This window comes from Pseudanabaena sp. 'Roaring Creek' (genome assembly GCF_001402795.1).
Lineage (GTDB): Bacteria > Cyanobacteriota > Cyanobacteriia > Pseudanabaenales > Pseudanabaenaceae > Pseudanabaena.
This window is the reverse complement of sequence record NZ_LIRE01000291.1, coordinates 1-4,191: the sequence shown is the minus strand read 5'-3', so window position 1 is coordinate 4,191 and position 4,191 is coordinate 1. Positions and strand designations below refer to the sequence as shown.

Genomic DNA, 4,191 nt, shown 5'->3' with positions numbered 1-4,191 from the left:
ACACTATTTTGGGTTTTAATATTACAAAAGATTACCAAGCAATCTTTTGTAATATTTGGAGTGTAAAAAAAATGATTTTCAGCGTCATTTTTACGGAATACTTATACAGATTATTTAAAAAGTTTTGAAATGCGATCGCCCGATCGAGATCGCTAGGATGATTTTGATATGAAAAGTTTAGATATTAATTCTGCCAACCCTAACCTAAGCGTTGACGAATATCAGCGAGTAACAATTGAGTTTACTGGCGGCAATCATTCCAACAGAATGGCAAGAGGTGCTGCTGGGTATAAGGTAACAGTTCCCTACAGTTCCCTTTCCCAGAGGTTGCAAGCAATCCATCGGTCTGGCGGCAAAATTATCAAAATATCTATTCCAAGACTGCAACTCAATCCTTTGACAGCCGATTCTATAGCTGAAGTTGAGGTTGCGCCATGCAGTCTCTCTACTCCTGCGATTGCGATCGAAGAACAAACCGAAAAAACTGAACAAACGATAGAAGCTCTAGACATTCCTATGGGATTTCTTACCGAAGAACCTTCAGAAATTCCTCTAGAACTCTCCTCGGAAAGTGATGAAGAGAGTAATGAAAAAATTATGCTTCTTGAGGAAGTTCCTGAAGAGGCTGCCGTTGAACTCGAAGAACTTACCGAACCAATTTTTCAACAATCTCCCGAAGAACTTACCGAACCAATTTCTCAACAATCTCCTGAACCAATTGGAGAAGATAACCTTGAAGTCATTGCTATTGAAGCCGTTACTCCTGAAGTCATTGCTGAAACTGTCTCCGAAACAATTTTTGAAAGTATTCCCGACGTTGTTCCTGAAAGACTTCCTGAAAGTATTGCTGACGTTGTTCCCGAAGCAATTTCTGAAAGCATCCCTGAAGTAATTTCTGAAAGCATCCCTGAAGTAATTTCTGAAAGCAATCTTGAAATTAAAGCTGAAATTATCTCGGAAGAAGCAATATCCATTGCCAAGAATGAAGATTCACCTGCAAATTCACCTGTAAATTTAGACGTTAAACCCAAAAAATCACGAGCTTCCAGCAAAACGAGTAATGGTTTTAACAAACAGGAGCCGATCGCGCAAGCTAAACCCAAAAAGTCACGGGCTTCCAGCAAAACTGGTCGTGGGTTTAGTAAGCAAGGAGCCATAACTCAAGGGATCGATGCTGAGGAGATCGCGGAAATTGCGATCGCCTCAGCATCTATAAATATATCAGAACCAGCAGTCGAAGCAATTATAGAACCGATTGCCGAACCCGTTGTCGAACCAATTGCTGATATCGAGTCAATTGCGGAAATTGCCGAGCCAATTGCCGAACCTGTTTTAGAATCAATTGCTGAAATCGTAGAACTAATTGAACCAATTGTCGAACCAGTTGTCGAGCCGATGGCAGAAGCCATTGTTGCCGAACAAGCGCCCCATCAGCTTGCCGAAGCCTCTATTGAAATTCTTGCTGAGGGCTTGTTAGAAAATGTGCTAAAAACAGCCATTGAAACAGTCATTGAAACAACTACTGAAACAAATATTGAAAATGATGCTAAAGAAACTGTAACAGTTTCAGAAGTTGAATCTGTCAAACCTTTGGAAGCAGCCCCATTACCAAAACCGAAAAAGTCTAAGACCTCCAGTAAAGCAGGTGGAGGTTTTAATAAGCCCAAAAGCAATACCCAAGTCCCGCGATCGCAGAAGCCAAAAGGTTAGGGACTGGTTATTAATTAAAGTACCTGTGGCTTCGACTCCGCTCAGCTAACTTTGGCTGAGCGGAGTCGAAGTTATACCAAATTACAAAATGGCTACGCCATTTTGTAATTTTAAAACCTTTACTGGGTTTGCTTTTTAATTCCCAAAAGTGTAGCTACACTTCTGGGAATTGGTATTACTCGATCGCGCGGAGTTTAGTTACCTTAAGGGTAAATTTACCACCACTACTCCCACCAAAAGATGAAACGCGAATGGTGTATTTTCCCGATTGACGGACTTTAAAAAAGATCAATGAGTTAGTAGTTTCGCTAGATGCATCGTCATTTTCCACAACAACATCACCCTTACTATCTAACAAGCTCAATACTGTGTCAAAGGCTTGCGATTCCGCAGTAATTTCTAGGCGCTCATCCTTCTGGACATCAATCAGATAGTCGCGGGCAAATCCTTTTTGACCTGTGGGAATATCTTTTTCAGTTAGGATGTCATTGACTTCAGCACCACTGTTAATGGATATCGGCTTGTAAGACGATATCGGAATTTGCGCTAATGACTGGGGAACAAAATTGATGGCTGAAATTGCGATCGCGCCTAGCCCAGAGATGATAACAGGAAAAAAAACGCATCTCCGAACTGATTTTACTAGAGAATTATGACTGTCAAATAATTTAAGCTGCTTCACGAAACTTCTTTTAATTCAGAGAATGTTAATTGTAACTGAGTAGATTCTACTGCGGAATTAGACGAACCATTGGTAAATGCGATTTCTTTACTGGTTGTGGCTTTAGCAGTTGGCGCTTTAGCAGTTGGGGCTTTGATTGTGGGCACGATCTGGATCTTGCCATAAAACTCTGTTTGGAATAGTTCAACCTTTGACTGAGAAGACATCAGCAATAACCCCCAAAATACCCCCACGCGATCGTTAAATACTTCAGCGAGATCGGTGATCTCAATTTCTTCATCAGGATGGAGCAAAAAATAATGCTCGATTTCCGTAACCATCTCCGACAAATTTTCCTTGTGAGCGAGCTGGGCGATCGCTTTCATGGCGGCGCGTCTTGCCACCTTACCTTGCATTTGGCGCTTGGCAGGCTTGCTAGTTTTGCGATCTACGATCTCGGCGATCGACTCGATCTGTGCGATCAGTTCCTCTAGGGTGATCCGTCTCGCTTTGGGGGGCAAAGCTACGGGCAAACGGCGCAAGCGTTTATCAAAATCCGTTGGCAGTCTCATCGAGTCAGAAACAACCTCAGAATCTAAATTATCCAATTCAGCATCATCGCTGGTTTCTTGGTCGTAGGCAGCTTGACTGTCCGATAATGAGTTTGCCTTGAGTAGAACCAACATTGATGCGTAAAGCATCGCCTGTCCTGAGTCGTACAAATCGCGACGATCGCTCACAATTAACCGTGACAGAAAGCGATCGACCACATCGATCACCTGTACATCCCAAGGATCGATCTCGCCTCGTTCTGCAAGGTCGATGAGTAGGGCAATGGCATCTTTGGTAACTGATTCGGCGATCGATAGAGTCATGGAGCTTACGAGAAGCGGATGCTTAAAAATATCATCGATTGCGATGAAATAACAAATCTCTTTAGCTTTTTATGTCTTTGACTTTTTGTCGATATGCGATATAGGCTATACCAACGGCACTTTCCCTAAAATCCTTACTTATTTAGCCCTATCCCCCAAATTAATTTTTCGATTTATCTTCATCAATTTCTACATCGATCGCCGAGGCTGAAACTAGACGTTTGCGCTCTTCAATCTCAACGCTCAAATTCTGTACGGTTTCTTGCAAATTCTGAATCTGCACGTTTTTATTACGCATTTCAATTGATTTTTGCAATCCCGACCAAACACTAAAGATCCAAGCTAATACCGCACCCAGTCCCATTGCTAAGATCAGTTCAACGGAAATTGGAGCGTCAACTTTAAGTTCGGGAATGATTTGAATGGACGCTGGAGATGTATTTTCTAAAGAAAACAATACTAAGGCTAGGGCAAAAACAAAAAAGATAATGAAATTGATTTGACGCACGACAATTAATCCTCAGTTCTATATTCTTAGCTAATGATTTATCAGACAATGCTCATAATGTCTACAGCAATATAAAGGGGACTCAAAGATCGATCTCTATGCAATTTACCAACTGACAACCAACTGGCACTTTTTGCAATTTTATGACTGCGAACATTTATATTTTTACATAAAGAATTGCGGCGCGAAGCGCCGCAATTTCTTCTAAGATTTTGATGTTTTCCTAAACACAAGCGCCGATGGCTATAAAACACATACCAAGTATAAATTATTTATGAGAAAAACAGGGCTTCGACTCATTTAGGATTACTAAGCGCCTAGCTATAGCAGTAGCCAGTTATATTAGGACAAAAACAAAACCCAGAAGAGTGTTGCGGCGCAAAGCGCCGCAACACTCTTTTGGGTTTTATGTCTTAACTTATTTGGCTATAGCTATA

Annotated in this window: 4 protein-coding genes; 1 reads left to right on the top strand and 3 read right to left on the bottom strand. The window is 41.4% G+C overall.

The window, feature by feature from the left end; translation table 11 throughout:
- Positions 1 to 168 precede the first annotated feature (168 nt).
- Entirely contained in the window at positions 169 to 1,710 is a 1,542-nt protein-coding gene (locus tag AC805_RS10140) for a phycobilisome linker polypeptide (RefSeq protein WP_055075326.1), read from the top strand.
- Positions 1,711 to 1,885: 175 nt separating this feature from the next.
- Here AC805_RS10140 and AC805_RS10135 read toward each other — a convergent pair whose 3' ends face one another.
- From AC805_RS10135 to AC805_RS10125, 3 genes are all read right to left on the bottom strand, one after another.
- On the bottom strand, positions 1,886 to 2,392 hold the full coding sequence (locus AC805_RS10135) for a PPC domain-containing protein (RefSeq protein WP_082429459.1): 507 nt from the start codon (positions 2,390 to 2,392) through the stop codon (positions 1,886 to 1,888).
- Positions 2,389 to 3,246, bottom strand: coding sequence for a segregation/condensation protein A (locus AC805_RS10130; RefSeq protein ID WP_055075325.1), 858 nt, complete (start codon positions 3,244 to 3,246; stop codon positions 2,389 to 2,391). The genes AC805_RS10135 and AC805_RS10130 overlap by 4 nt, the downstream gene beginning before the upstream one ends.
- Positions 3,247 to 3,406: 160 nt before the next feature.
- Positions 3,407 to 3,754, bottom strand: coding sequence for a LapA family protein (locus AC805_RS10125; RefSeq protein WP_055075324.1), 348 nt, complete (start codon positions 3,752 to 3,754; stop codon positions 3,407 to 3,409).
- Between the last annotated feature and the right edge of the window lie 437 nt (positions 3,755 to 4,191).

Excerpts from the sequence above, each read along its gene's own strand:
- AC805_RS10130 (WP_055075325.1), bottom strand. The coding sequence starts at position 3,246 with ATGACTCTATCGATCGCCGAATCAGTTACCAAAGATGCCATTGCCCTA.
- AC805_RS10140 (WP_055075326.1), top strand. The coding sequence starts at position 169 with ATGAAAAGTTTAGATATTAATTCTGCCAACCCTAACCTAAGCGTTGAC.